Annotated in this window: 23 protein-coding genes; 12 read left to right on the top strand and 11 right to left on the bottom strand. The window is 56.8% G+C overall.

What is annotated here, in order from left to right; all coding sequences use genetic code 11:
- Nucleotides 1-11 precede the first annotated feature (11 nt).
- Nucleotides 12-1,556, bottom strand: coding sequence for a 2,3-bisphosphoglycerate-independent phosphoglycerate mutase (gene gpmM / locus AC0TOY_RS07130; protein ID WP_090420381.1), 1,545 nt, complete (start codon nucleotides 1,554-1,556; stop codon nucleotides 12-14).
- A 247-nt stretch (nucleotides 1,557-1,803) separates the two neighbouring features.
- Here gpmM and AC0TOY_RS07125 point away from each other — a divergent pair, with 247 nt between their 5' ends.
- From AC0TOY_RS07125 to cysE, 5 genes are all read left to right on the top strand, one after another.
- Nucleotides 1,804-2,235 (top strand): rhodanese-like domain-containing protein, encoded by a 432-nt coding sequence (locus AC0TOY_RS07125; protein WP_023309913.1) that lies wholly within the window; start codon nucleotides 1,804-1,806, stop codon nucleotides 2,233-2,235.
- Between the two features lie 11 nt (nucleotides 2,236-2,246).
- Nucleotides 2,247-2,498: a glutaredoxin 3 gene (gene grxC, locus AC0TOY_RS07120; protein WP_008502715.1), complete on the top strand. Its 252-nt coding sequence runs from the start codon at nucleotides 2,247-2,249 to the stop codon at nucleotides 2,496-2,498.
- Between the two features lie 32 nt (nucleotides 2,499-2,530).
- On the top strand, nucleotides 2,531-2,998 hold the full coding sequence (gene secB / locus AC0TOY_RS07115; RefSeq protein WP_003860835.1) for a protein-export chaperone SecB: 468 nt from the start codon (nucleotides 2,531-2,533) through the stop codon (nucleotides 2,996-2,998).
- A complete protein-coding gene (gene gpsA, locus AC0TOY_RS07110) occupies nucleotides 2,998-4,017 on the top strand; it encodes an NAD(P)H-dependent glycerol-3-phosphate dehydrogenase (protein WP_032650747.1) in 1,020 nt (339 codons plus the stop codon). The genes secB and gpsA overlap by 1 nt, the downstream gene beginning before the upstream one ends.
- Before the next feature lie 74 nt (nucleotides 4,018-4,091).
- Nucleotides 4,092-4,913, top strand: a complete 822-nt coding sequence (gene cysE / locus AC0TOY_RS07105) for a serine O-acetyltransferase (RefSeq protein WP_008502718.1) — start codon at nucleotides 4,092-4,094, stop codon at nucleotides 4,911-4,913.
- On the opposite strand, the gene trmL is transcribed toward cysE, so the two are convergent.
- The 9 genes from trmL to AC0TOY_RS07060 all read right to left on the bottom strand — a co-directional run bounded on the left by trmL (nucleotide 4,910) and on the right by AC0TOY_RS07060 (nucleotide 15,003).
- Nucleotides 4,910-5,383: a tRNA (uridine(34)/cytosine(34)/5-carboxymethylaminomethyluridine(34)-2'-O)-methyltransferase TrmL gene (gene trmL, locus AC0TOY_RS07100; RefSeq protein ID WP_109845874.1), complete on the bottom strand. Its 474-nt coding sequence runs from the start codon at nucleotides 5,381-5,383 to the stop codon at nucleotides 4,910-4,912. The two genes, cysE and trmL, sit on opposite strands and share 4 nt — an antisense overlap.
- A gap of 45 nt (nucleotides 5,384-5,428) precedes the next feature.
- Nucleotides 5,429-6,769 (bottom strand): MFS transporter, encoded by a 1,341-nt coding sequence (locus tag AC0TOY_RS07095; RefSeq protein WP_473721651.1) that lies wholly within the window; start codon nucleotides 6,767-6,769, stop codon nucleotides 5,429-5,431.
- A 182-nt stretch (nucleotides 6,770-6,951) separates the two neighbouring features.
- Nucleotides 6,952-8,139 (bottom strand): quinone-dependent L-lactate dehydrogenase, encoded by a 1,188-nt coding sequence (gene lldD, locus AC0TOY_RS07090; RefSeq protein ID WP_473721650.1) that lies wholly within the window; start codon nucleotides 8,137-8,139, stop codon nucleotides 6,952-6,954.
- Nucleotides 8,136-8,909: a transcriptional regulator LldR gene (gene lldR / locus AC0TOY_RS07085; RefSeq protein ID WP_061716210.1), complete on the bottom strand. Its 774-nt coding sequence runs from the start codon at nucleotides 8,907-8,909 to the stop codon at nucleotides 8,136-8,138. Before lldR ends, lldD begins: the two co-directional genes overlap by 4 nt.
- Nucleotides 8,906-10,561, bottom strand: a complete 1,656-nt coding sequence (gene lldP, locus AC0TOY_RS07080) for an L-lactate permease (protein ID WP_023309919.1) — start codon at nucleotides 10,559-10,561, stop codon at nucleotides 8,906-8,908. The genes lldR and lldP overlap by 4 nt, the downstream gene beginning before the upstream one ends.
- Before the next feature lie 279 nt (nucleotides 10,562-10,840).
- On the bottom strand, nucleotides 10,841-11,203 hold the full coding sequence (locus AC0TOY_RS07075; protein WP_024906604.1) for a YibL family ribosome-associated protein: 363 nt from the start codon (nucleotides 11,201-11,203) through the stop codon (nucleotides 10,841-10,843).
- Between the two features lie 58 nt (nucleotides 11,204-11,261).
- The gene (gene mtlR / locus AC0TOY_RS07070; RefSeq protein WP_032645094.1) at nucleotides 11,262-11,852 is read right to left on the bottom strand and encodes a mannitol operon repressor MtlR; all 591 of its coding nucleotides are present in this window, start codon (nucleotides 11,850-11,852) and stop codon (nucleotides 11,262-11,264) included.
- Complete coding sequence (gene mtlD / locus AC0TOY_RS07065; RefSeq protein WP_473721649.1) at nucleotides 11,849-12,997, bottom strand: mannitol-1-phosphate 5-dehydrogenase; 1,149 nt, start codon at nucleotides 12,995-12,997, stop codon at nucleotides 11,849-11,851. The genes mtlR and mtlD overlap by 4 nt, the downstream gene beginning before the upstream one ends.
- 98 nt (nucleotides 12,998-13,095) lie before the next feature.
- Nucleotides 13,096-15,003, bottom strand: a complete 1,908-nt coding sequence (locus AC0TOY_RS07060) for a PTS mannitol transporter subunit IICBA (protein ID WP_473721648.1) — start codon at nucleotides 15,001-15,003, stop codon at nucleotides 13,096-13,098.
- A gap of 657 nt (nucleotides 15,004-15,660) precedes the next feature.
- Here AC0TOY_RS07060 and AC0TOY_RS07055 point away from each other — a divergent pair.
- The 6 genes from AC0TOY_RS07055 to aldB all read left to right on the top strand — a co-directional run bounded on the left by AC0TOY_RS07055 (nucleotide 15,661) and on the right by aldB (nucleotide 22,813).
- The gene (locus tag AC0TOY_RS07055) at nucleotides 15,661-16,017 is read left to right on the top strand and encodes a DUF3302 domain-containing protein (protein ID WP_024906600.1); all 357 of its coding nucleotides are present in this window, start codon (nucleotides 15,661-15,663) and stop codon (nucleotides 16,015-16,017) included.
- Nucleotides 16,018-16,019: 2 nt separating this feature from the next.
- Complete coding sequence (locus AC0TOY_RS07050; RefSeq protein ID WP_024906599.1) at nucleotides 16,020-17,156, top strand: HlyD family secretion protein; 1,137 nt, start codon at nucleotides 16,020-16,022, stop codon at nucleotides 17,154-17,156.
- Nucleotides 17,157-17,246: 90 nt separating this feature from the next.
- The gene (locus tag AC0TOY_RS07045) at nucleotides 17,247-17,855 is read left to right on the top strand and encodes a glutathione S-transferase (RefSeq protein WP_157188431.1); all 609 of its coding nucleotides are present in this window, start codon (nucleotides 17,247-17,249) and stop codon (nucleotides 17,853-17,855) included.
- Between the two features lie 103 nt (nucleotides 17,856-17,958).
- Nucleotides 17,959-19,344, top strand: coding sequence for an L-seryl-tRNA(Sec) selenium transferase (selA, locus tag AC0TOY_RS07040; RefSeq protein WP_148770349.1), 1,386 nt, complete (start codon nucleotides 17,959-17,961; stop codon nucleotides 19,342-19,344).
- A complete protein-coding gene (gene selB / locus AC0TOY_RS07035) occupies nucleotides 19,341-21,188 on the top strand; it encodes a selenocysteine-specific translation elongation factor (protein ID WP_048992840.1) in 1,848 nt (615 codons plus the stop codon). Before selA ends, selB begins: the two co-directional genes overlap by 4 nt.
- Nucleotides 21,189-21,274: 86 nt before the next feature.
- Entirely contained in the window at nucleotides 21,275-22,813 is a 1,539-nt protein-coding gene (gene aldB, locus AC0TOY_RS07030; RefSeq protein WP_024906595.1) for an aldehyde dehydrogenase AldB, read from the top strand.
- Here aldB and AC0TOY_RS07025 read toward each other — a convergent pair.
- The gene (locus tag AC0TOY_RS07025; RefSeq protein ID WP_061716202.1) at nucleotides 22,810-23,775 is read right to left on the bottom strand and encodes a LysR family transcriptional regulator; all 966 of its coding nucleotides are present in this window, start codon (nucleotides 23,773-23,775) and stop codon (nucleotides 22,810-22,812) included. The genes aldB and AC0TOY_RS07025 overlap by 4 nt on opposite strands.
- Before the next feature lie 117 nt (nucleotides 23,776-23,892).
- Between AC0TOY_RS07025 and AC0TOY_RS07020 the strand changes: the two genes are divergently transcribed.
- Nucleotides 23,893-24,633 carry a MipA/OmpV family protein gene (locus AC0TOY_RS07020; protein ID WP_024906593.1) on the top strand — a complete coding sequence of 247 codons (741 nt, stop codon included), beginning with the start codon at nucleotides 23,893-23,895 and terminating at the stop codon, nucleotides 24,631-24,633.
- Nucleotides 24,634-24,688: the final 55 nt, after the last annotated feature.

The raw sequence follows: 24,688 nt of genomic DNA, 5'->3' as shown, positions 1-24,688 counted from the left end.
ATGGGGAGCGATTATTCCACGATGAACAGCGGCTTACCAGTCATCTCTTCAGGGATCGGCATCCCCATCAGCGACAACATGGTTGGCGCGATGTCAGAAAGCTTGCCGCCTTCCACTGCTTTCAGTGATTTATCACCCACATAAATCAGCGGAACAGGCAGGTTGGTATGGGCCGTGTGCGCCTGGCCGGTCGCCGGGTCGCGCATCTGTTCAGCGTTTCCGTGATCCGCGGTGATCAGCAGCTGGCCGCCAACGGATTCAACCGCTTTCGCAACCTGCTCAACGCAGTGGTCCAGCGCTTCAACCGCTTTCACTGCCGCTTCCATCACCCCGGTATGACCGACCATGTCACCGTTCGGGTAGTTACAGATGATGGTGTCGTACTTACCGCTCTTGATGGCCGCAACCAGTTTTTCAGTCAATTCTGCAGAGCTCATCTCTGGCTGCAGATCGTAGGTGGCCACTTTCGGGGAGTTGATCAGAATGCGGTCTTCGCCTTTGAACGGCTCTTCAACGCCGCCGTTAAAGAAGAAGGTGACGTGCGCGTACTTCTCGGTTTCAGAGATACGCAGCTGCGTTTTGTCGTTCTTCGCCATCCACTCGCCGAAGGTATTGGCCAGCGAGGCGGGTGGATACGCGCATGGGGCTTTGATGTCTGCCGCGTATTCGGTCAACTGGATGAAGTCGAGTTTCACCACTTTCTTACGGGCAAAACCGTCGAAGTCGCTGTTGACGAACGCACGGGTGATTTCGCGCGCGCGGTCAGCGCGGAAGTTCATGAAGATCAGCGCATCGCCGTCTTCCATGGCGGCATCAGCCTGGCCTTCAGCACGGATTACGGACGCTTTCACGAATTCGTCATTTTCATCACGTGCATAAGCCGCTTCCAGGGCCTCAACGGCGGTCGCGAACTGGAATTCCCCTTTTGCCAGGGTCAGCAGGTCATAGGCCTGTTCAACGCGATCCCAGCGGTTGTCGCGGTCCATGGCGTAGTAACGACCAATGATGGAGGCAACGCGGCCTTTACCCAGCGCGGCGAATTTGTCTTCGAAGGCTTTCAGGGAGCCTTCTGCACTGCGTGGTGGCGTGTCGCGACCGTCCAGGAAGGCGTGCAGATAGATTTTTTCCGCACCGCGTTCAGCGGCCAGCTCAACCATCGCCATGATGTGATCTTCGTGGCTGTGAACGCCGCCTGCAGAGAGCAGGCCCATGATGTGAACGGCCTTGCCAGCGGCAACGGCTTTATCAACCGCGCCAGACAGCGTTGGGTTGGAGAAGAAGGTGCGTTCTTTGATTTCAACATCCAGACGCGTCAGATCCTGATACACAATACGCCCGGCGCCCAGGTTAACGTGACCGACTTCGGAGTTGCCCATCTGGCGGTCCGGCAGGCCCACTTCCAGGCCAGACGCGTCAATCAGCGTATGCGGACGTTTTGCCCACAGGGCATCCATGACCGGAGTTTTGGCGTTGAAAATAGCGTTATCCTGGCTGTCTTCACGGTAGCCATAGCCATCCAGAATCACCAGTACCATAGGTTTTTTAGAAACCGACATTGCGACAACCTCATGCTCAAGAGTCAAAATTTGCGTAATTTTACTACAGCTGAATCGATCAAATAGCCGCAGAAGATCAAAGAAAGCGCAGGGGCAAGGTGCTGACCAGACCATTTTGAGGCATTTTTTTAGGTGGCATGCCGCAGAAAATGGATTAGGTTAGGGTCGCTGGCTGTATTTGCCAGAACGCACAGGTATACTCCTGTCCTGGTTTTTTTTATCACTTAGTCGGGAGTAGTTACCCTCCATGCAAGAAATTATGCAATTCGTTAGCCGCCATCCGGTTCTGAGCATCGCGTGGATTGGCCTGCTGGCTGCTGTGCTGTTCACCACATTTAAGAGCCTGACGTCTAAGATTAAGGTTATCACCCGTGGTGAAGCGACGCGTCTGATTAACAAAGAAGATGCCGTCGTTGTCGATCTGCGTCAGCGTGACGATTTCCGCAAAGGTCACATTGCGGGCGCAATCAACCTGTTGCCAGCTGAAATCAAAGCGAACAACGTCGGTGAGCTTGAAAAACACAAAGCCCAGCCGATTATCGTTGTGGATGCGACCGGCATGCAGGCACAGGAATCTGCCAGCGCGCTTCATAAAGCAGGCTTCGAAAACGTAACGGTGCTGAAAGAAGGTATTTCCGGCTGGAGCGGGGAAAATCTTCCTTTGGTGCGCGGTAAATAAGGAGTTCAGTCATGGCCCATATTGAGATCTATACCAAAGCGACGTGCCCGTTCTGTCATCGTGCGAAAGCGCTGCTGAACAGCAAAGGCGTCACGTTCCAGGAACTGCCGATCGACGGTGACGCGATTAAACGCGAAGAGATGATCCAACGTAGTGGTCGTACGACGGTTCCACAGATTTTTATTGATGCGCAGCACATTGGCGGCTGTGATGACTTGTATGCGCTCGACGCCCGTGGTGGACTCGATCCGCTGCTGAGCTAAGAGACTTTAGGACAATTAAAAAGGGTATTTCCATGTCAGAACAAAACAACACCGAAATGACTTTCCAGATCCAGCGTATCTACACCAAGGATGTCTCTTTCGAAGCGCCAAATGCGCCACACGTTTTCCAGAAAGATTGGCAGCCAGAGGTTAAACTTGATCTGGATACTGCATCTACCCAACTGGCAGATGACGTGTATGAAGTCGTGCTGCGTGTGACCGTTACCGCGTCTCTGGGCGAAGAAACTGCATTCCTGTGTGAAGTACAGCAGGGCGGCATCTTCTCTATCGGCGGTATCGAAGGCAACCAGATGGCGCATTGCCTGGGTGCGTACTGCCCGAACATTCTGTTCCCGTATGCACGTGAATGCATCACCAGCCTGGTTTCTCGCGGTACATTCCCGCAACTGAACCTTGCGCCAGTTAACTTTGATGCGCTGTTCATGAACTATCTGCAGCAGCAGGCTGGCGAAGGTGCTGAACAACATCAGGATGCCTGATGAGCACTGTTAATGCGTCAATGACTGTGATCGGTGCCGGCTCATACGGCACCGCTCTTGCCATCACCCTGGCAAGAAATGGTCACGACGTGGTCCTGTGGGGCCACGACCCAAAACATATCGCTACGCTGCAGCGCGATCGTTGCAACGTCGCGTTTCTCCCGGACGTTCCGTTCCCTGACTCCCTGCACCTTGAAAGCGACCTTGCGACCGCGCTGGCGGCCAGCCGCAACATTCTGATTGTGGTTCCGAGCCATGTATTTGGCGACGTACTGCGTCAGATTAAGCCGCTGATGCGCCCGGATGCGCGCATTGTCTGGGCGACAAAAGGACTGGAAGCCGAAACCGGACGCCTGCTGCAGGACGTTGCCCGCGAAGCGCTGGGTGATGAGATCCCGCTGGCGGTCATCTCCGGCCCGACCTTTGCCAAAGAGCTTGCCGCTGGCCTGCCGACGGCGATTTCGCTGGCCTCAACCGACCAGGCCTTCTCCGACGATCTCCAGCAATTGCTGCACTGCGGCAAGAGCTTCCGCGTCTACAGCAACCCCGATTTTATCGGCGTGCAGCTGGGCGGGGCGGTGAAGAACGTGATTGCGATTGGCGCCGGGATGTCCGACGGCATAGGTTTTGGTGCCAATGCGCGTACGGCGCTGATCACCCGCGGGCTGACCGAAATGTCCCGCCTGGGCGAAGCGCTGGGTGCCGATCCGGCCACCTTTATGGGGATGGCAGGCCTGGGCGACCTGGTGCTGACCTGTACCGACAACCAGTCTCGTAACCGCCGCTTTGGCATGATGCTCGGACAGGGCAGCGATGTAAAAGGCGCGCAGGAGAAGATTGGTCAGGTGGTTGAAGGCTACCGCAATACCAAAGAAGTCCGCGAGTTGGCACACCGTTTCGGTGTCGAAATGCCAATAACCGAGGAAATTTATCAGGTATTGTATTGCGGAAAAAATGCGCGCGAGGCAGCATTGACCTTATTAGGTCGTGCGCGCAAGGACGAGCGTAGCAGTAACTAGTCGGAACCGTTGTCATCTGAATGACCCAGCCAGCGCAGAACTGGCTGGTCATTAACTATCGTCTGGAGTAAGCAATGCCGTGTGAAGAACTGGATATCGTCTGGAACAATATTAAAGCCGAAGCCCGGGCGCTGGCCGACTGTGAGCCTATGCTGGCCAGTTTCTACCACGCAACGCTACTCAAGCACGAAAATCTTGGCAGCGCGCTGAGCTATATGCTCGCCAACAAGCTGGCTTCCTCGATCATGCCAGCTATCGCCATTCGTGAAGTGGTGGAAGAGGCTTATGCCGCAGACCCGGAAATGATCGCCTCTGCCGCCTGCGATATTCAGGCCGTGCGCACGCGTGACCCGGCGGTCGATAAATATTCTACGCCGCTGCTGTACCTGAAAGGCTTCCACGCCCTGCAGGCTTACCGCATCGGCCACTGGTTGTGGAATGAAGGCCGCCGCGCGCTGGCGATCTTCCTGCAAAACCAGGTTTCCGTGACCTTCCAGGTCGATATTCACCCGGCGGCAAAGATTGGCCGCGGGATCATGCTCGACCACGCCACCGGGATTGTCGTCGGGGAAACGGCGGTGATTGAAGATGACGTCTCGATCCTGCAGTCGGTTACCCTGGGCGGTACCGGTAAAACCAGCGGCGATCGCCATCCGAAAATTCGTGAAGGGGTGATGATTGGCGCGGGTGCCAAAATCCTCGGCAATATTGAAGTCGGGCGCGGCGCGAAGATCGGCGCAGGCTCCGTGGTGCTCCAGCCTGTGCCACCGCATACCACCGCCGCTGGGGTACCGGCGCGCATCGTCGGTAAACCAGACAGCGATAAGCCGTCCATGGACATGGATCAGCACTTCAACGGTATTCACCATACGTTTGAGTATGGTGACGGCATTTAACTTCTGAGAATGGCGCCCGGGTAACCCAGCTGGCGCCATGCTTCATACACCACGACCGACACCGCGTTCGACAGGTTCATGCTGCGGCTGTCCGGCATCATCGGAATACGGATTTTCTGCTCGGCGGGCAGGGCATCCAGGATCGTGGCCGGCAGGCCGCGGGTTTCCGGGCCAAACATCAGATAGTCACCTGCCTGATAGCTTACGGCGCTATGTGCTGGCGTGCCTTTGGTAGTCAGGGCGAACATGCGCTGCGGCTGCTCGGCTTCCAGAAACGCGGCGTAATCGTGGTGGCGAACGACGGCGGTAAATTCATGATAATCCAGCCCTGCGCGACGCAGACGTTTGTCGTCCCACGTAAAGCCCATCGGCTCAATGATGTGCAGACGAAAACCGGTGTTGGCACACAGGCGGATGATATTGCCGGTATTTGGCGGAATTTCTGGTTCGAATAAAACGATGTTAAGCATGCTGCCCCCTTAATTGCGGGGGCAGAATAGCAGAAAAGAGAGGAACTACGCGACGCCGGGTTCCTGCGAGCGGCTGTACAGCATTTTGTAGACGGTTGCCGCAGCGGCCACCAGGGCGGGCACGCTGAGGATCATTAAAATACTGTCTGCCTGCCACTGCATCGAAAGAAGCTGCGCGCTGGTCATGGTTCCCGCCACGCCACCAAAGCGGCCGATCCCCTGCATCCAGGCGATACCCGTCGCGCGGCACTCGGTAGGGTAAAAGGTGGCGGCCAGGGTTTGCATGCCCGACTGCGCGCCGTTCATCGCGATCCCCATCAGGAAAATCAACCCGCCAAACAGGGCGATATGGTTATGCTCAATGCCGAGCAAAAGAATAAGGCCCATCGTTAGCACGAAACCACACGCAACCACCCTGTGCGCTTCCCAGCGGTCCATCATCCAACCTGCAAGCAGGATGCCGGCGGTGCCGCCGAAGGTGAACAGCGAGGTGAGCCAGGCGGATTCCGCCAGCGCATAACCCATCCCCTGCATCAGCGTCGGCATCCAGCTTAGCAGAACGTAGTAGATGACCAGCCCCATAAAGTAGGTCACCCACAGCATCAGGGTGCCGGGCAGCCAGGGCATGGAAAACAGCTGCGACACGCTCCCTTTTTTAGACGCGATTTTCTCCTCCGCCAGGAAAAAGCCCGTGACGCTCTCCAGCGTGCCGCGGGCAAACCGGCTGGCAATGCGGCGGACCTGCATGACGTCTCTCCCGCGCTGCACCAGAAACTTCACGGACTCCGGTAAAAACAGCGCCAGCAGCAGCGTTAAAATCAGCGGCGCAATCGCGCCGGTCAGCAGCACGCTTCGCCAGCCGTGGTGGGGGATAAGCCAGGACGAGATCGCGCCGCCGCCCGCCGCACCCAGAGGGAAGCCGCAGTACATGGTATTAATTGCCATGGCGCGGCAGCGCTGGGGGGCAAACTCGGAGATCAGCGTAATGGCGTTCGGCATGGCGGCGCCGAGCCCCAGGCCCGTCAGAAAGCGCCACAGCGTCAGGGTATTGAGGCTTTGCGCCCAGGCCGTGCCCAGGCTTGCCAGGCCGAAGAACAGACACGAAAAGACCAGCACCCGCTTGCGCCCCATCCGGTCCGATACCGGACCTGCGATCAGCGCGCCCAACGACAGCCCCAGCAGCGCTGCGCTCAGCACCGGCCCCAGATCCTGTTTGTGTATCCCCCATTCTGCCGACAGCGTAGGCGCGATGTAACCCATCGCTGCCGTATCAAAGCCATCGATCGCCAGAACCAGAAAGCCCAGCACAATGAGCAGCCAGTGAAACCCTGAAAAGCGACTGTCGTCGATCACCTGCTGAATATCCACCTTACCTGAATACGCCATACGCTCCACTCCGATCTTATGTTGTTTTTGTGTTCTTGTATTTGCTTGTCTATACAATTGCGTGCGACAGGTGGATGTCAAATTTTCTTATCCAATATGTTATCTGGATGTTATTTTTGGCATAAAAAAGCGCCCGAGGGGGACTTCGGGCGCATGAGAAAGGGGGGAGTAACCGGAGAAGGTCAGGCCGCGTTTCCCTGAGCAAGGGGAGCCAGCGCTGCCGGTAATTTGCTTAACTCCTGCACCAGGGAATCCTTACTGATTTCGCTAATCGTTTTCGCACCGGTCAGCGTCATCGCCACCTTCATCTCTTTTTCGATCAGGTTAAGCAGATTCGCCACGCCTGCCTGGCCGGCCGTCGCCAGGGCGTACAGATACGCGCGTCCCAGCAGCACGCTGTCGGCGCCCAGCGCAATCATGCGCACCACGTCCAGCCCGTTGCGGATGCCGCTGTCGGCCAGGATGGCGATATCGCCTTTCACCGCATCGGCAATGGCCGGCAGGGCGCGTGCGGAAGAGAGTACTCCGTCAAGCTGGCGTCCGCCGTGGTTAGAGACCACAATCCCGTCTGCCCCAAAGCATACCGCATCGCGGGCATCCTCCGGGTCGAGGATCCCCTTGATCACCATCGGGCCGTCCCAGAACTCGCGGATCCACTCCAGGTCTTTCCACGAGATCGACGGATCGAAGTTGTTCGCCAGCCAGCCGATGTAATCCTCCAGCCCGGTCGGTTTACCGAGGTAAGCCGAGATATTCCCGAGATCGTGAGGCCGACCGTTCAGGCCGACATCCCACGCCCACTGGGGGTGGGTCACGGCCTGCCAGTAACGACGGAGCGCAGCATTCGGGCCGCTCATGCCGGAGTGCGCATCGCGGTAGCGCGCGCCGGGGGTCGGCATATCGACGGTAAAGACCAGCGTGGAGCAGCCCGCCGCTTTCGCGCGCTCGAGCGCGTTACGCATAAAGCCGCGATCGCGCAGGACGTACAGCTGGAACCACATCGGCCGCTTGATGGTCGGGGCGACCTCTTCAATCGGGCAGACGGACACGGTGGAAAGGGTAAACGGAATGCCTTTGGCATCCGCCGCCGCGGCCGCCTGCACTTCGCCACGGCGGGCATACATCCCGCATAAGCCTACAGGCGCGAGCGCCACCGGCATGGAGAGCGTTTCGTTGAACAGTTTTGTCTCAAGGCTCAGGTCAGACATATTCTTCAGCACGCGCTGGCGCAGAGCCACCTCCGACAGATCTTCCACGTTGCGGCGCAGGGTGTATTCGGCATACGCCCCGCCGTCGATGTAGTGGAACAGGAACGGCGGCAAAATGCGCTGCGCCGCGGCGCGATAGTCACTGGCTGCTGAAATAATCATGCTTTGTTCTCCCTGGAAATATCACTGTCGCCAGGCAGACGGGTAATACGCGCCTGTCGGGCCTGGTCTTCATCGAATCGTTTGATGGTGGTGTGCACGAAGCCGAGATGCGCCATCATCGCTTTGCGTGCGGCCTCGGCATCACCGGCCAGAATGGCGTTGAGCACCGCCTCGTGCTGTTCGGTCAGCTGGGCAAACACCGGCGGAACCAGATACATGCGCTGGCGGCTCTGCTTCACGGAGGATTGCAGCAGGTCGAAGAACCCGCGCATGGTCTGGAGCAGCACCACGTTGTGCGACGCCTCGGCAATCGCCAGGTGAAAACGGACGTCCGCCTGGGAGGCGATATCCGGGTCGCTGCTTTGCGTGGCCTCAAAGCAGGCGATGAGTTTCTCTTTGTCGGCGTCGGTTGCCCGCATGGCCGCGTGCCAGGCGGTACTGGTTTCGATGGCGTGACGCGCTTCGAGGATGTCGAAGCTGTAGTCCGGATCGTTCTCCATCAGCCTCTTCAGCGGCTGAACGATGTTTTGCTCGGACCAGTCGTCATGCTGCCAGCGCACAAAGGTGCCGCCGCCGCGACGGCTCACCAGTACCCCTTCACTGACCAGCGTCGCCAGCGCCTCACGCAGTGAATTGCGCGACACGCCAAGCTGGGCGGCGAGCTGGCGTTCGGCGGGCAACTTCATGCCCGCTTCCAGCTGTTGTTCTTCAATCAGCGCCCGCACGCGAGAGGCAATCTCGTCGGACAGGCGTCTGGGCATCACTATCATGGGATCATCCAGGTTAAGACATAGGCCTGCAGGGTGGTGATCACCCCCACCATGCAGGTGAATATCAGGCTGTGTTTCACGGTAAAGCGGAACAGGTCCGACTCTTTACCGACCAGTCCCACCGCCGCACAGGCAATGGCGATGGATTGTGGCGAGATCATTTTCCCGGTCACGCCGCCGGTGGTATTCGCGGCCACCAGCAGGACGTCCGATACGCCAATCTGCTGGGCTGCCGTTGCCTGCAGTGCGGCAAACAGGGCGTTCGACGAGGTATCGGAACCGGTCAGGAACACCCCCAGCCAGCCGAGGAACGGCGAGAAGAAGGTGAAGGCGTGGCTGGTATGCGCCAGCGCCAGTGCCAGCGTCGATGACAGGCCGGAGTAGTTCGAGATAAACGCGAACGCCAGCACCATGCCGATGGAGTAGATCGGCAGCATCAGCTCTTTAACGGTCGCCGCAAAGGTCTGCACCGCGGCCGCAGGCTTCATGCGCAGCCATACCACGGAAAGGATAGCGGCAAACAGGATGGCGGTCCCGGTAGCGGAGAACCAGTCGAATTTATAGACCGCGGCATACGGCGTGGCGGCGTGCACCACCGGCGGCATACGGGCGACCATTTTGTCGAGGAACGGCACGGAAATATTAATCACCATGTCGTACAGCGCCCCGCCCGGCGCGAACAGGGCTTTAAACGGCGGGATGCTCCACAGGGTGACCGTTGCGGTCAGGAACAGGAACGGCGACCAGGCGCGGATCACCTGGCCCGCGGTATAGCCTGTGCGGGCCAGGGTTTGATCAACCTGCGAGGCGCCCATGTCGGCAAAGCGGAAAATACGTACCGGCTGCCAGCGTTTCAGGAACAGCGTCAGGCAGACCAGCGACACCAGCGAAGAGATGATGTCCGGCAGCTCCGGGCCGAGGAAGTTCGAACTGAGGTACTGAGCGATAGCGAACGAACCGCCCGCCACCATCACCGCAGGCCAGGTCTCCTTCACGCCGCGCCAGCCGTCCATAATCGCCATGATCCAGAACAGGACGATAATGGTCAGGAACGGCAGCTGGCGACCGACCATCTGGCCGATCTCGAAGCTGTCCAGCCCGGTGACCTGCCCGGCCACCAGAATCGGAATACCCATCGCACCAAACGCCACCGGCGCGGTGTTCACAATCAGGCACAGGCCCGCGGCATACAGCGGGTTAAAGCCCAGACCCACCAGCAGCGCGGCGGTGATCGCCACCGGTGCGCCAAAGCCTGCCGCACCTTCCAGAAACGCCCCGAAGGAGAAGCCGACAATCAGCATCTGCAGGCGCTGGTCCGGCGTAATGGAGAGAATCGACGAGCGGATAATGTCGAACTGTCCGGTTTTCACCGAGATTTTATAGACAAAGACTGCGGCGATGATGATCCACGCAATCGGCCACAGGCCGTAGAAGAAACCGTAGACGACGGAGGCCAGCGCGCGATCGACCGGCATTTTGTAGAAGAACAGCGCCACCATCAGGGCGATAGCAACGGTATACGTCGCGGCGAGGTAGCCCTTCAGCTTGAGCTTAATCAGCGCAAAGAAGAAGAACAGGATCGGAAGCGATGCGATCAGGCTCGACAGCCAGATATTGCCGGCCGGGTCGTAGTTTTGTTGCCAGAGGCTCATGCAGGTCTCCTGGGGACCAGACAGCCTGCGCTGCGGGTGAGTCTCCGCTCATCTCTGCATCACAGTCTGTGTAAAAGTGGTCCTGCCAATGTTGTGTTGTAAGGTTAATGACAATGAATGGTTAACTGGATGTTATGAGTTAGCAATGATTTTGTGAGCGGAAATAATGGAATTGTGAACCGGGGAAGAAAGAAAAGGGGGATTGGTTGGGCCAATTTGAAGCGGGGTGGGGCCTGATGCCCTCACCCCGGCCCTCTCCCACGGGGAGAGGGAGAATTATCAGAACGCGGTCTTACAAAAACCCGTCATCTCTTTCAGGCCCATTTCGCGGCCAAGCTCGGTCATCGGGTGTACCACCACCAGACCACGGACGCTTTTCTTCAGCTTGCCCATGTCGGCCTGTTCTTTTTTGGTGATCGCACGACGGTGCGGCATGTTCATCAGCTTCTGCGCTTCTTTGCTCAGCTTCTGGCCTTTCACTTCGCGCAGGCGCTCGATTTCTGTTTCCAGCGTGGCGACCTCTTTTTCCAGCTCGGCGTACTTCTCGGCGGAATCGACCAGTGACAGGCCCGCCATCTGGTGACGGATCAGATCCAGGCGGTCGCTCAGGCGTTTAATTTCGTTCTTTTCGACTTCTTTCATGACAAATAACTCTGAAAACGGGGAATTTACAGGGAAGGATACACCAATGTGAGCAGGCTTACTTCTGAAACGCTTTTTTTAAGCTGATTCGGGAAATCAGCTCAGTCAGGGAGAGAACCATCGTGGAACGGACAACCTGTTGATAACGCAGCTTTTGCATCGCGTAGAGCTCAGGGTCGCTGTTATCAAAATGGGGAGCAGGGGGCAGCGCGGTGACGCAGTGCAGCTCGCCGAAGGGCCCCAGGATCTCATCATCGGTAAAGGTGTACTCGTTACCGTCATGATTGAGTTCTTCGCGCAGCGCCATTAACAGCTCCGCATCTTCATACTCTTGTCGGTTCAGCACGCCAAGACCATAAATCAGCTTCAGACGCACGGATAAATCGCCCAGCGGTCCGTCTCCGTCCAGTAACGGTTCTACAGCATATTTTACCGCGTAGTCGTCTTTGCGAAACACCTGAAGCACCAGGATATTCACCGCCTCGGTTAACAGCTCGACGGCGGCAATCAGGAAACTTCGTACGGTTTTGCCAGCATTCAGACGCTCAAGCACACGATTTTCAAAGGCCTGGGTTTGTTCCATTATTGCCTGCATATCTGACAATCTGTTATCCGGGCGCAGGCTAACCTGCGCCTCACTGTGCATCATTTGGTTGCGTTGTATGCGTTAACCGCCTCCACAACCACGTCGCTGTTGGCGTCCAGACCGGAAATCTGCGCCAGCGCAGCCTGTGCGCCTTTGGTATCAATCAGCTGAGCCAGTTCCTGCGCCTGCGGGTCCTGTTCGCTGCGGTAGTGCATTGCGGCGGCAATCCCTTTCACCAGGTTGGCGTGCGGCAGGCCGTATTCCAGCGTGCCCAGCAGCGGCTTAATCAGGCGGTCGCCCGCGCTCAGTTTGCGCAGAGGCTGACGGCCCACGCGCTCAACGTCATCTTTCAGATACGGGTTTTCAAAGCGACCGAGGATTTTCTGGATGTATGCTGCGTGTTTCTCAGCATCAAAACCGTAGCGTTTGATCAACACCGCGCCGCTCTCTTCCATTGCCCCTTTTACCACCGCGCGGATCTTCTCATCGAGGATCGCGTCACGAATGGTCTGATGACCGGCCAATTTTCCGAGGTACGCGGTTATAGCATGCCCGGTGTTCAGCGTGAAGAGTTTGCGTTCGACAAATGCCATCAGGTTATCGGTTAATTCCATTCCCGGAATGGTCGGCAGGGCGCCTTTAAACTGGGTTTTATCAACGATCCACTCGCTGAAGGTTTCTACGGTCACTTCCAGCGGATCGTGGGTGGCGGATTCGGACGGCGGAACGATGCGATCCACAGCGGAATCCACAAAGCCGACGTGCGCTTCAACCCAGGCTTTATCTTCGTCTGCTACAGCGTTAAGAACGTGCCCTTTCAGCTGCGTGGTGCCGCGCACCATGTTTTCACAGGCGATGATATTCAGCGGGGTATTGATACCCTGCACTTTACGTTTTGCCAGGCCTTTCGCGACCGCAGGGGCGATGCGCTCAAGCACAACCGGACCCACGGCGGTGGTAACCAGATCGACGCTGGCGATAAGGTCAATAACGTCGTCGCCGATGCTGCTGACCGCGTTGACGCCAGATACCGTCTCAACCTGCTCGTTTTCACCGACCACATGGACCTGATAGCTATGACGGGCATTCAGGGCATCCAGGACAACCTGATTCACATCGGCGAATGTCAGGGTAATGCCCGCGTCTGCCAGCAGTTTACCGATAAAACCACGACCGATATTACCTGCGCCAAAATGTAATGCTTTCATAGTGTTAACCTTCATCAATGTTTTTACCCGAGAGGGCTGGGGTGAGGAACGTTTTCCCCTCACCCTAGCCCTCTCCCCGGGGGGAGAGGGAAGAGAACTTATTTGTTCAGCAGTGCCAGCACTTCTTCCACGCTGGTGGTATTCGCCAGACGCTCGATGACGGACTCATCATCCAGCGCGTTGGTCAGGCTGGTAATCACCTGAATGTGCTCGTTGTTGCGAGCGGCGATACCAATCACCAGACGGGCGATGTCGTCTTCTTCTTCACCGAAGCGCACGCCCTGCGGATACTGACAGAATACGACGCCGGTTTTCAGGACGCGATCTTTCGCTTCAACCGTACCGTGCGGCACCGCGATGGATTCGCCCAGGTAGGTTGGCGTCAGTTTTTCGCGTTCCAGCATCGCGTCAACATATTCAGGCTGAACGTAGCCGCCTTTCACCAGCTGCTCACCGGCAAAGCGAATCGCGTCTTCTTTGGTGGCCGCGGTACGACCGAGGAAGATGTTTTCCGCACCCAGCTTAAACAGGTGGGCGTTGCTCTCGTCAAAGCTGTCCTGCAGGCTGGAGCGCACTTTCACTTCGTTATCTTCGTGACGCTGCGCGGCAACCAGACGTTCGGTCAGGCTGGTGTACAGGCCGCTGTCGAGGAAGTTGGTCAACGAGATGTGCTGTGCCTGTGGTACCTGACGCATGGCGCGTTCGGTCAGATCGCGGTGCGTGATAACCAGGTCAACATCCGGCGGCAGGCTGTTAATAGCGCTGTTGGTCACGGAGATGTTGGTCAGGCCCGCATCCTGCACTTTCTTACGCAGCACGCCTGCACCCATTGCGCTGGAACCCATACCGGCATCACAGGCAACGATGATTTTACGCACGTGGCTCAGGTCGTTAGAGACATCACCTGCTGCCAGTGGCGTCGCGCCTTTGGATTCGGCTTTCATGTCGTGCATACGGCGGGTTGCCGCTTCAATGTCATCATCTTCTTTCACTTTGCTGGTTTTCAGCAGGATTGAAGAGACCACGAAGGAGACGGCCATTGCCGCAAAGATCGCCGCGATGTTTGCGAAGTAAGCCCCTTTTGGCGTCATCGCCAGTACCGCCAGGATAGACCCCGGAGAGGCTGGAGAAACCAGACCACCGCCCAGCACGCTCAGGGTGAACACACCGGTCATACCGCCGAGGATAACGGCCAGGATCAGACGTGGGTTCATCAGCACGTACGGGAAGTAAATTTCGTGGATACCGCCCAGGAAGTGGATGATCGCCGCGCCGCCAGCAGACTGTTTAGCGCTGCCACGGCCAAAGAAGATGTACGCCAGCAGAACGCCCATACCTGGGCCCGGGTTGGCCTCAATCAGGAAGAAGATAGACTTGCCGAGATCGTGAGACTGCTGGATACCCAGCGGCGAGAAGATGCCGTGGTTGATGGCGTTGTTAAGGAACAGGATTTTCGCCGGTTCAACGAAGATAGACGCCAGCGGCAGCATCTCGTGCGCCACCATGAAGTTAACGCCTGCCGCCAGAATTTTAGACAGCACTTCAACCGCAGGACCAATGCCGAGGAACGCCAGAATGGCGAGGATCATCCCGATGATGCCCGCAGAGAAGTTGTTCACCAGCATTTCGAAGCCGGATTTGATCTTACCATCAACCCAGACGTCGAATTTCTTAATCGCCCAGCCGCCCAGAGGACCGGCAATCATCGCACCGAGGAACATCGGCATATCCGCACCGACGATAACACCCATGGTTGTGATAGCACCCACGACGCCACCACGGTCACCGCCCACCAGACGACCCCCGGTGAAACCGATGAGCAGCGGCAGGAGATAGGTAATCATTGGGCCAACAAGTTTCGCCAGCGTTTCGTTAGGCAACCACCCTGTCGGAATGAACAATGCGGTGATGATACCCCACGCGATAAACGCGCCGATATTTGGCATCACCATGTTGCTGAGGAAACGACCAAAGCTTTGAACTTTGATCTTGAAATCGGATGACATAAAACACCCCTTCTTCTGTTTACGCTTAGGCTTGCGGCCCGAGGTTTATTGTTAATGAGGCGGCAGAGGTAGCCGGACCCTGTTCTGATGCTGTGAAATCTGGCACTGAATCGTTCAACTGTCCAGACAGCGAAAATTTGTGTGACGTATGTCACGTAAATGTAGGGGGTGTGGACATCAATGAGGTGATCTTAATCACAAAACAGGTGTGCAAAAAAAATACGATGGCGAGAAATACGGCAAAAACCACCCATTTTCGTGATGTTTGTCACGTTTTGATTTCATGTGTTTGTTTCTGGATTGTGACTTATTTCACAAAATATTTTTATGCGGATTTCTCCGGCTGTGATCGGCGGCAAACTCTGATTCGCGATTCAGCGCCAGGATGATATTGCACGACACGATAAGCTAAAAAACCACTTTTGATGTGTGGTATGGCGAAAAGTTAAAAGGTGGATTACGCTCATATTGTAAGGTTAAGTCTATTATTATTCAGGATATATTTTGACACGCTTATAAACTTGCATGGAGATATTATAAAAATACATACTTCCCGGCCCTGGGAATAATGAACACAACCCCGTGTTTATAAAAATTAATTAGGTTGCGTACCGTTTTATTAATTTAATGAGTTGACGTTGTTTAAGTGAGGAGAATATGTTTCTCAACTATTTTGCGCTGGGCGTACTGATTTTTGTATTTCTGGTTCTGTTTTACGGAATCATCGCCATTCATGACATCCCTTACAATATGGCCAAAAAGCGTAACCATCCGCATGCCGATGCAATTCACACGGCAGGGTGGATTAGCCTGTTTACGCTCCATGCCATCTGGCCGTTCCTGTGGATTTGGGCCACCCTGTACCGCGAAGATCGTGGCTGGGGTATGCAAAACCACATTACAAAGCCTGATGAGGTCCCGGGCATGGATGCGCTCGCCAAACGCGTGGCGGAACTCGAACAAAAGCTGGCCGCGGTAAAGCCTGCTGCTGATAAGAACACGCTGGAGCGCTAATCATGGATCTGTTGATTATTTTGACCTACGTGGCATTTGCCTGGGCCATCTTTAAAATATTCCGAATTCCGGTCAACCAGTGGACGCTTGCCACCGCAACATTAGGCGGCGTATTTATTGTTGCCGGACTTATTCTGTTAATGAACTATAACCACCCGTATACCTTTACGGCGCAAAAAGCGGTTATTTCTATTCCAATCACGCCGCAGGTGACCGGTGTGGTCAGCGAAGTGACCGATAAAAATAACCAGCTAATTAAAAAAGGCGAAGTGTTATTTAAACTGGATCCTGGCCGCTACCAGGCACGCGTCGACAGACTTCAGGCCGACCTGGTAACCGCGACACACAATATCGATAATCTGAAAGCGCAGCTGGCGGAAGCCGTTGCCAATACCACGCGCGTCTCCGCTGAACGCGATCGCCTCTATAAAGATTATCAGCGCTACCTGAAAGGCAGCCAGGCGAAGGTGAATCCGTTCTCTGAAAGCGATATCGACAACGCGCGGCAGAACTATCTGGCGCAGGATGCGCTGGTGAAAGGCTCCGTGGCTGAACAGGTGCAGATCCAAAGCCAGTTAGACAGCATGGTGAACGGTGAACAGTCGCAGATTGCCTCCTTACGCGCCCAGCTTGCCGAAGCCAAATACAATCTGGATCAGACCGTGGTGCGTGCACCAAGCAATGGTTACATCACCCAGGTGCTGATCCGTCCGGGAACCTATGCCGCCGCGCTGCCTCTGCGCCCGGTGATGGTCTTTATTCCTGAACAGAAGCGTCAGATTGTGGCCCAGTTCCGTCAGAACTCGCTGCTGCGTCTGAAGCCGGGTGATGAAGCGGAAGTGGTGTTTAACGCGCTGCCGGGCCAGGTGTTCTCCGGGAAGCTTACCGCGATTCTGCCGGTGGTGCCGGGGGGGACCTATCAGGCGCAGGGCGCGCTGCAGTCGCTGACGGTCACTCCGGGTAGTGATGGTGTGCAGGCCATCATTGAGCTGAACCCCAATGCGGAGGTCGATGCGCTGCCAGACGGTATTTTTGCCCAGGTGGCGGTCTATTCGGACCACTTCGCCCACGTCTCGGTCATGCGTAAAGTGCTGCTCCGTATGACCAGCTGGATGCACTACCTCTACCTCGATCACTAATCCTTCCAGGGCAGGAATGCGACACGCAGACCTGCCCTTTTTTCATCGCTTGATCCATACTGACTTTTTTGCAGCATCAAGGATCAGGCAATGAAACTCATCGGTAGCTACACCAGTCCCTTCGTGCGAAAGATCTCGATTCTCCTGCTGGAGAAGGGGATTGAATTTGAATTCATTAATGAACAGCCCTACAACGCGGAAAACGGCGTTGCGCAGTACAACCCGCTGGGGAAAGTCCCGGCGCTGGTGACGGACGAGGGCGAATACTGGTTCGATTCCCCGATAATTGCCGAGTATATCGAGCTGCTGGGCGTTGCCCCGGCAATGCTGCCGGCAGACCCAAAAGCGGCGCTGGCAGTGAAGCAAATCGAAGCCCTGGCCGATGGCATTATGGATGCGGCGTTAACCTCCGTACGTGAACAGGCCAGACCCGCCGCCCAGCAGTCGGAAACGGAACTGTTACGCCAGCGGGAAAAAATCAGCCGCAGCCTGGACAGGTGCGAGCAGCTTATCCGGGAGGGTAAGATTCACCCCGACAGCCTGAACCTGGGGACCATCGCCATCGCCTGCGCCATCGGCTATCTCAACTTCCGCCGCGTCTCCCCGGGCTGGTGCGTCGACCGTCCGCTGCTGGTGAAGCTTGCAGACACGCTGTTTAGCCGCGAGAGCTTTGCCCGTACAGAACCGCCAAAGGCTTGACGCGGGTTATAACACTTCGGCGTCGGAGGCGGTACAATCCCTCCACATGTTAACTCCCTCTCCCGTCGGGAGGGGGGAAGATATTTACTCGCCAGGCGCTTTCATGACTACTCATCATTCGCTGTACAGCCAGATCCCCGCTATCGACCGTCTCCTTCGCGAGCCCCGCATTCATGCTGTTGTTGAGCGCTTCGGCCATACCGCGACGGTGGAGATGTTACGCCTGCTTCAGGACGAAGCCCGATGCGCTATTCAGTCAGAAAACGTCTTGCCCGACTGGTGCACGGCGTGGGAGCAGGAAGTTGAACGCCGGCTGGATGAGAAAGCGCAAAGCGCGTTACGCCCGGTGATTAACCTGACCGGTACCGTACTGCATACCAACCTGGGCCGCGCGCAGCAGGCAGAAGAGGCTGTCGAGGCGGTTGTACAGGCCATGCGAGCGCCCGTGACGCTGGAGTACGATCTGGACGGCGCCGGACGCGGGCACCGCGACCGGGCGCTGGCGGAGCTGCTGTGCCAGCTGACCGGCGCGGAAGATGCCTGCATTGTGAATAACAACGCCGCCGCGGTGCTGCTGATGCTGGCGGCCACCGCCAGCGGCAAAGAGGTGGTGGTTTCCCGCGGCGAGCTGGTGGAGATTGGCGGAGCGTTTCGTATCCCGGACGTGATGCGCCAGGCAGGCTGCACGCTACATGAAGTGGGCACCACCAATCGCACCCATGCGAAAGATTATCGCGCGGCGGTGAATGAAAATACCGCCCTGCTGATGAAGGTCCATACCAGCAATTACCATATTGAAGGCTTCACCAAAACGGTTGAAGAGGCGGAGCTGGCGGAAATAGGGCGTGAGCTGGATATCCCGGTAATTGCCGATCTTGGCAGCGGCTCGCTGGTGGATCTGAGTCTTTACGGGCTGCCGAAAGAGCCGATGCCGCAGGAGATGATTGCGGCGGGCGTTAGCCTGGTCAGCTTTTCTGGTGACAAGCTGCTTGGCGGGCCGCAGGCCGGGATTATCGTCGGCAAGCGCGAGCTGATTGCACAGCTGCAGCAGCATCCGCTCAAGCGCGCCCTGCGCGCCGATAAAATGACGCTTGCCGCGCTGGAGGCGACGCTGCGGCTCTATCTCCATCCGGAAAAACTGGCCGACCGCCTGCCCACGCTGCGCCTGTTAAGCCGCGATGCCGCCTCGATTCGCGCCCAGGCCGAACTGCTGCTGCCGCGCATTGCCCCGCACTACCCCGATTTTGACGTTCGCATTGAGCCCTGCCAGTCGCAGATTGGCAGCGGTTCGCTGCCGGTGGACAGGCTGCCGAGTGAAGCACTCACGTTCACCCCGCGTGACGGGCGCGGCAGCCATCTTGACGCCCTGTCGTCGCGCTGGCGTGGCCTGCCTGCGCCGGTTATCGGGCGGATTTACGACGGCCGAATGTGGCTGGATCTGCGCTGCCTTGAAGATGAAGAGCGATTTCTGGAGATGTTGTTGAAATGATTATTGCCACCGCCGGTCATGTCGACCACGGAAAAACCACGTTGCTGCAGGCGATTACTGGCATTAACGCCGACCGCCTGCCGGAAGAGAAAAAGCGCGGCATGACCATCGATCTTGGTTATGCCTACTGGCCCCAGCCTGATGGCCGCGTGCTGGGCTTTATAGATGTTCCGGGGCATGAAAAGTTTCTGTCCAACATGCTGGCGGGAGTGGGAGGCATCGATCATGCCCTGCTGGTGGTGGCCTGCGATGATGGCGTCATGGCGCAAACCCGTGAGCACCTGGCGATCCTGCAACTGACCGGCAACCCGCAGCTGACCGTGGCGCTGACCAAAGCCGATCGCGTGGATGACGCACGCGTCAGCGAGGTACGCGAAACGGTACAGACGACCTTGCGGGAATATGGTTTTGCCGATGCTCCACTTTTTGTCACCGTGGCGACAGAAGGGCGGGGTATCGAGGAACTTCGCCACCACTTACAGCAGCTTTCGTCGCGCAATCACGCCAGCCAACACCGCTTCCGTCTGGCGATTGACCGGGCGTTTACCGTCAAAGGCGCGGGTCTGGTGGTTACCGGTACGGCGCTGAGTGGTGAAGTCAGCGTGGGAGATTCGCTCTGGCTGACGGGCGTGAACAAACCGATGCGCGTGCGCGGGCTGCACGCGCAAAACCAGCCCGCTGAACGTGCCCATGCCGGACAGCGTATCGCGCTGAACATTGCCGGGGATGCAGAAAAAGAGCAGCTTAACCGCGGCGACTGGCTGCTGGCCGATGCCCCACCGGAACCGTCTGAACGCGTCATTGTTTCCCTGCAGACACACATGCCGCTGACCCAATGGCAGCCGCTGCATATTCACCACGCGGCCAGCCATATCACCGGGCGCGTGTCGCTGCTGGAAAACGACCTTGCCGAACTGGTATTCGATTCCCCGCTCTGGCTTGCAGATAATGACCGTCTGGTACTGCGTGATATTTCCGCGCGGGAAACGCTGGCCGGGGCGCGGGTCGTCGCGCTGAATCCACCGCGACGCGGCAAGCGTAAACCTGAATATCTGCAGTGGCTGGCCGCGCTGGCAGAGGCCAGAGAGGATAACGCCGCGCTGCGGGTGCATCTCGATCGCGGTGCGGTAAGTCTGCGTGATTTTGCATGGGCACGCCAGCTGAGCGAGGAAGGCCTAATCCAGCTGACCCAGCAGCCGGGCTTTATTCAGGCTGGAAACAGTCTGCTTAATGCCCCGGTTGCGGCACACTGGCAGCGTAAGATACTGAATACGCTGACGACGTACCATGAACAGCATCAGGACGAGCCAGGCCCGGGCCGTGAGCGTCTGCGACGCATGGCGTTGCCGATGGAAGACGACGCGCTGGTGCTGCTGCTGATTGAAAACATGCGCGAAAGCGGGGTGATTAAAAGCCACCACGGCTGGCTGCATCTGCCGGATCACAAGGCCGGGTTCACCGCAGAGCAAGAGGCGATATGGCAAAAAGTCGCCACGCTGTTTGGTGATGAGCCGTGGTGGGTTCGCGATCTGGCTCGCGAAACCAACACCGATGAACAGGTGATGCGTCAGGTATTGCGCCATGCGGCGCAGCAGGGGCTGATAGTCGCGATCGTAAAAGATCGTTATTACCGTAACGATCGTATTGTGGCGTTTGCCAATCTGATCCGCGAGCTGGATCAGGCGCGGGGCTCCACCTGCGCGGCCGATTTCCGCGACCGGCTGAACGTGGGCCGCAAGCTGGCGATTCAGATCCTGGAGTATTTCAACCGCATCGGCTTTACCCGCCGTCGCGGTAACGATCATTTATTGCGAGATTCGTTGTTATTTCCTGAAACTCCGTGACCTCCGTCGTAAACACCGTTACCGGCTGGCGAGAAAATCGCCAGCCGGAACTACCCTTGTTGTACACCAACAGCAAGGAGACGGTCATGACAAACAATCCTCCCTCATCGCGTATCCAGCCCGGCGAGTATGGTTTTCCCCTCAAGCTGAAGCCCCGTTATGACAACTTTATTGGCGGCGACTGGGTCGCTCCCGTCGACGGCGAATACTATTCCAACCTGACCCCGGTTACCGGCCAGCCGCTGTGTGAGATTGCCAGCTCCGGCAAGCGCGATATCGACCTGGCGCTGGATGCGGCGCACAAAGCGAAAGAGAAATGGGCTCATACCTCCGTTCAGGACCGCGCGGCCATTTTGTTCAAAATCGCCGACCGGATGGAGCAAAATCTTGAGCTGCTGGCGACGGCGGAAACCTGGGATAACGGCAAGCCTATCCGGGAAACGATGGCGGCTGACGTGCCGCTGGCCATCGACCACTTCCGCTATTTTGCCTCCTGTATTCGCGCTCAGGAGGGTGGAATAAGCGAGGTAGACAGCGACACCGTGGCGTATCACTTCCACGAGCCGCTAGGCGTCGTCGGGCAAATTATTCCGTGGAACTTCCCGCTGCTGATGGCGAGCTGGAAAATGGCGCCCGCGCTGGCGGCCGGGAACTGTATTGTGCTGAAACCGGCGCGTCTGACGCCGCTCTCGGTGCTGCTGCTGATGGAAATTGTTGGCGATCTTCTGCCGCCGGGCGTGATTAACGTGGTCAACGGTGCTGGCGGTGAGATTGGGGAATATCTGGCGACCTCGAAACGGATCGCTAAAGTGGCGTTTACCGGGTCGACGGAAGTGGGCCAGCAGATCATGCAGTACGCTACGCAAAACATCATTCCGGTGACCCTGGAGCTGGGCGGGAAATCCCCGAACATCTTCTTCGCAGACGTGATGGAGGAAGAGGATGCCTTCTTCGATAAAGCCCTGGAAGGGTTTGCGCTGTTTGCGTTTAACCAGGGCGAAGTCTGCACCTGCCCAAGCCGCGCGCTGGTGCAGGAGTCCATCTATGAGCGCTTTATGGAGCGGGCCATTCGCCGCGTTGAGTCTATCCGCAGCGGTAATCCGCTCGATAACGTCACGCAGATGGGCGCGCAGGTCTCGCACGGACAGCTGGAGACTATCCTCAACTATATCGACATCGGCAAGAAAGAAGGGGCGGATATTCTGACCGGCGGACGCCGTAAAGTGCTGGGAGGAGATCTGCAGGAAGGGTATTACCTTGAGCCGACGATCCTCTTCGGTCAGAACAACATGCGCGTCTTCCAGGAGGAAATTTTCGGACCGGTGCTGGCCGTGACCACCTTTAAAACGATGGAGGAGGCGCTGGAGATTGCCAACGACACGCCATATGGCCTGGGGGCAGGCGTCTGGAGCCGCAACGGTAATCTGGCCTATAAAATGGGCCGCGGCATTCAGGCCGGGCGCGTCTGGACCAACTGCTACCACGCCTATCCGGCGCACGCGGCCTTTGGCGGTTATAAGCAGTCGGGCATCGGGCGTGAAACCCACAAGATGATGCTGGAGCATTACCAGCAGACGAAATGTTTGCTGGTCAGCTACTCCGATAAACCGCTGGGGCTGTTCTAATCGCCCAGCTCAGGCCGTCCATGGGCGGCCTGAGCAATTTGCTGGCGCAGGCAGTTCAGAACGCCGTCCAGGACGTATTGCACACGCCAGGGCTGGTATTCACGTTTGCGGAAGATGGCCGTCAGATCGAGCCACCACTCCTCCTGATGCGGGAAGCAGGGGACCAGCATCCCCTGCGTTAATTCTTTCTTCAGACTCTCTTTGGGTGCAAAAACAATCCCAAGATTATTTCTTGCCAGCTCCAGGGCCGTCTGCGTATTGTCGCAAATATAATTACCGGTCACCCGGTAGTCGTGCACGTTATCACTGCCGTGCACGCGGAAACGCCAGATGTTCGCATCATCGACCAGCATGGAATCAATAAGAATGCAGGAGTGATTAATTAAATCTTCAGGTCCCGTTAAGGGATGTTTATTTAAATACTCTACGGTTGCGAATGCCGTAACGGAATATTTTGTCAACACGCTGGCGACCAGGCTTTCGTCTTTCGGTTGCGCATAGGTAATTAAAATATCGCAGTCATCAGGAAAGGAAACGCCTTCTGAAAATTCATTGCGGTCCAGATTGTAGGTTTTCAGGGAGATGCGAATGTCACCGATGTCTTCTATCTGATGGATCACGTGGCGCGCGAGATAGGTCACGATACCTGTGGGGGCATAGATTGTGACCTTTCCGCGCTTTTCATGCTTATAATCAGCAATGAAATTAACGAGTTGACTGTTCTTATCCAGCGTGGCATTAACGTAAGGGAGTAACGCTTCACCAAACTGGGTCAGGGCCAGCTGGCGCGTGGTGCGCTCAAACACCTTCAGTCCAACCCGCGTTTCAAAATCAGACAGATATTTACTGACGTTGGCCTGCGCCATGCCCAGCAGGGCCGCGGCATCACCAATGCTGTGGGTGGCTGCGATGACGGATATAATTTTTAATTCGCGTGGCTTTAGCTGTAATTTATTCATCATGCGCACCCATCTATATGATTTTATATATAATATTATATAAACCGCAGCGTTGCATTGGCAAATTTGTAACCATTATTATGCGCCTCGCTTGTTTGGCATTTTAATGGATTACATGTAATGACTATTAAATACAATTTACTCATCGCTGCCACGTTATTTGCAACATCCTCAGCAATGGCCGGTGACTTTTCACTTGGAGCGGGGGCTGTATTTAATGAGTCTCCTTACAAAGGCTATAACGAAAATACTACCGCAGTACCGTTAATTAGCTATGAAGGCGATCGTTTCTATGTTCGTCAGACCACTGGCGGATGGATCCTGTGGAAAGATGCAAAAAATGAATTCAGTCTGACCGCGTCGTGGATGCCGCTGCATTTCGATCCTGATGACAACGACGACCATCAGATGAAGCAGCTGGATGAGCGTAAAGCGTCTGCCTTCCTCGGCGGCGCGTACTACCGTCATGAGAGCTGGGGTTCGCTCAAAGTGGCGGTCTCTGGTGATGCCATGGATGAAAGCGGTGGCGTGATCGGCGAGGTATCTTACTTCCGTCCAATCAGGATGGAGCGCCTGACCCTGACGCCTTCTGTTGGTGTGTTCTACAGCGACGAAAGCTATAACGACTACTATTATGGCGTATCCGGCAGCGAGTCTCGCCGCTCAGGACTGGATCAATACACCGCTGGTGACAGCTGGACGCCATACGTTGGCCTGGCGGCTAAATATCAGTTAACCCAGAAGCTGTACCTCAACGCCAGCGCGGTCTACACCGTGTTGCCTGACGACGTGAAGAACAGCCCGATGATCGACCGCGACGACAGCTTCGCGCTGATGACCGGCCTGACCTGGCGTTTCTGATGCGGTAAAGCCTGTTTACTCCCTCTCCCGTGGGAGAGGGTTGGGGTGAGGGCAA

Source organism: Enterobacter sp. PL_is379, from assembly GCF_055817355.1.
This window is presented reverse-complemented; position numbering and strand designations above follow the sequence as displayed.

Coding starts and splice junctions, on each gene's coding strand:
- gpmM (WP_090420381.1), bottom strand. CDS start 1,556: ATGTCGGTTTCTAAAAAACCTATGGTACTGGTGATTCTGGATGGCTAT.
- AC0TOY_RS07060 (WP_473721648.1), bottom strand. CDS start 15,003: ATGTCATCCGATTTCAAGATCAAAGTTCAAAGCTTTGGTCGTTTCCTC.
- mtlR (WP_032645094.1), bottom strand. CDS start 11,852: ATGATGCACAGTGAGGCGCAGGTTAGCCTGCGCCCGGATAACAGATTG.
- AC0TOY_RS07075 (WP_024906604.1), bottom strand. CDS start 11,203: ATGAAAGAAGTCGAAAAGAACGAAATTAAACGCCTGAGCGACCGCCTG.
- mtlD (WP_473721649.1), bottom strand. CDS start 12,997: ATGAAAGCATTACATTTTGGCGCAGGTAATATCGGTCGTGGTTTTATC.
- lldR (WP_061716210.1), bottom strand. CDS start 8,909: ATGATAGTGATGCCCAGACGCCTGTCCGACGAGATTGCCTCTCGCGTG.
- cysE (WP_008502718.1), top strand. CDS start 4,092: ATGCCGTGTGAAGAACTGGATATCGTCTGGAACAATATTAAAGCCGAA.
- aldB (WP_024906595.1), top strand. CDS start 21,275: ATGACAAACAATCCTCCCTCATCGCGTATCCAGCCCGGCGAGTATGGT.
- trmL (WP_109845874.1), bottom strand. CDS start 5,383: ATGCTTAACATCGTTTTATTCGAACCAGAAATTCCGCCAAATACCGGC.
- lldP (WP_023309919.1), bottom strand. CDS start 10,561: ATGAGCCTCTGGCAACAAAACTACGACCCGGCCGGCAATATCTGGCTG.
- AC0TOY_RS07050 (WP_024906599.1), top strand. CDS start 16,020: ATGGATCTGTTGATTATTTTGACCTACGTGGCATTTGCCTGGGCCATC.
- AC0TOY_RS07095 (WP_473721651.1), bottom strand. CDS start 6,769: ATGGCGTATTCAGGTAAGGTGGATATTCAGCAGGTGATCGACGACAGT.
- lldD (WP_473721650.1), bottom strand. CDS start 8,139: ATGATTATTTCAGCAGCCAGTGACTATCGCGCCGCGGCGCAGCGCATT.
- secB (WP_003860835.1), top strand. CDS start 2,531: ATGTCAGAACAAAACAACACCGAAATGACTTTCCAGATCCAGCGTATC.
- AC0TOY_RS07045 (WP_157188431.1), top strand. CDS start 17,247: ATGAAACTCATCGGTAGCTACACCAGTCCCTTCGTGCGAAAGATCTCG.
- selA (WP_148770349.1), top strand. CDS start 17,959: ATGACTACTCATCATTCGCTGTACAGCCAGATCCCCGCTATCGACCGT.
- AC0TOY_RS07125 (WP_023309913.1), top strand. CDS start 1,804: ATGCAAGAAATTATGCAATTCGTTAGCCGCCATCCGGTTCTGAGCATC.
- grxC (WP_008502715.1), top strand. CDS start 2,247: ATGGCCCATATTGAGATCTATACCAAAGCGACGTGCCCGTTCTGTCAT.
- AC0TOY_RS07055 (WP_024906600.1), top strand. CDS start 15,661: ATGTTTCTCAACTATTTTGCGCTGGGCGTACTGATTTTTGTATTTCTG.
- selB (WP_048992840.1), top strand. CDS start 19,341: ATGATTATTGCCACCGCCGGTCATGTCGACCACGGAAAAACCACGTTG.
- AC0TOY_RS07025 (WP_061716202.1), bottom strand. CDS start 23,775: ATGATGAATAAATTACAGCTAAAGCCACGCGAATTAAAAATTATATCC.
- gpsA (WP_032650747.1), top strand. CDS start 2,998: ATGAGCACTGTTAATGCGTCAATGACTGTGATCGGTGCCGGCTCATAC.
- AC0TOY_RS07020 (WP_024906593.1), top strand. CDS start 23,893: ATGACTATTAAATACAATTTACTCATCGCTGCCACGTTATTTGCAACA.